Here is a 1,652-nt window from a genome sequence, read left to right on the forward strand (position 1 = left end):
CGCGGCATTGGCCTCCACCCAGTAGTGATCGCCGTTCTTGCAGCGGTTCTTCACCAGGCCGGTCCACGCCTTGCCGTCCTTGAGCGTGCTCCAGAAATCCGCGAACGCCTCGACCGGCATGTCGGGGTGGCGCACGATATTCTGCGGCTGCCCGATCAGCTCGGCTTCGCTGAACCCGCTGATGTTGATGAAGTCCTGGTTGACGTAGGTAATGTTGCCGTGCAGGTCCGTCTTCGACACCACCGTTTCGGTGTCCTGCAGGACGTATTCGATATTGGTTACCGGCATGTTGGATCGCATTGCTTGTTACCTTCCTAGAGATAAATTGACGTTATTGTCATCAGCCTGCGATTAACCATTTGAAGTATATGGAAGATGTCAGCCTGTATGTGCTATCGGCTGCCCATACCAGAACCTTAATATTGGCTCTTTATTTGTTGGTGTTGGCCAGCGCTGTAGGAGGGGCGCCCTCGCCCCGATTTGCGCGCCGTCGCAACCTCCACGGCATCGGCCCGGGGCGGGCCTCCTACAACAGCAGACCCCTGCGGGAGGCCGAAGGATAGGCGCCTCATCAGAGGGGACAAGACATGACTTCAACAACTAACAGTGACATAGCCTTAATATTTCTCAACCATCACCGCGTCCCACCCGCAACGGTACGCTTCCTCGATGCCGATGCCGGCCCTGAAAGAACTGGCGGGCTTTTAACTCGCAATAGTGCGGGGCTGGCTGGCTCGCGGCGCGCCGGGCCCACAGTCCGTCCCGCCTGCGTCAGCTTGAAGGTGTCCACCAGCTCCGCAAGCTTCATCGCCTGCTCCTGCATGCTCTCGGAGGCCGCCGCGGCCTGTTCCACCAGGGCGGCATTCTGCTGGGTGATTCCGTCCATCTGGGTGATGGCCTGGTTGACCTGTTCGATGCCGGCGCTTTGCTGCTGGCTCGCCGCAGCGGTGCCGCTCATGATGTCAGCCACCAGTTGCACCGATGTGACAATGTCGTCCATCGCCTCGCCGGCTTCGTCCACCAGCTTCCTCCCCACCTCGACCTGTTCCACCGAGTCGCTGATCAGGGTCTTGATCTCCTTGGCCGCGCTCGCTGAGCGCTGTGCAAGGTTGCGCACTTCGGCGGCGACGACCGCAAAGCCGCGCCCCTGCTCGCCCGCACGCGCGGCTTCCACCGCGGCGTTCAGCGCCAGGATGTTGGTCTGAAACGCAATGCCGTCGATGACGCCGATGATGTCGGCAATCTTGCGCGAGCTTTCCTTGATCGAACCCATGGTGTCGATCACTTTCCCCACCACCTCGCCGCCCTGGCGCGCAATCTCGGCAGTCGCGATAACCAGCTGGCTGGCGTGGCGCGCGCCCTCAGCGTTCTGCTTGACGGTGCTGGTGAGCTCCTCCATCGTGCTGGCGGTTTCTTCCAGGCTCGACGCCTGCGACTCGGTGCGGGCGGACAGGTCGGCGTTGCCGGTGGCGATCTCGCCGGCTCCCATGCTCACGATCTCGGTGCTCTGCTTGATCTGCCCGACCAGCAACTTGATGTTGATCTGCAGCACCCGCAGCGATTGAATCAGCCTGGACACCTCGTCGGCACCACTGGCCACGATCCGCCCGGTCAGGTCGCCTGCGCTCATGCGCTCGATATCGTCCCGCACG

The 1,652-nt window shown here is 61.7% G+C and carries 2 protein-coding genes; both read right to left on the minus strand.

Annotated elements, in window-relative coordinates:
• Nucleotides 1–300 (minus strand): PAS domain-containing protein (locus ABW22_RS12305; RefSeq protein ID WP_157648629.1); only part of this gene is annotated, 300 nt, incomplete at its 3' end.
• Nucleotides 301–634: 334 nt separating this feature from the next.
• Nucleotides 635–1,652, minus strand: a 1,018-nt coding sequence (locus ABW22_RS12310; protein ID WP_237763336.1) for a methyl-accepting chemotaxis protein, incomplete at its 5' end; no start/stop codon positions are given.

Origin of the sequence: Thiobacillus denitrificans (genome assembly GCF_001530125.1) — a bacterium.
Lineage (GTDB): Bacteria > Pseudomonadota > Gammaproteobacteria > Burkholderiales > Thiobacillaceae > Thiobacillus > Thiobacillus denitrificans_C.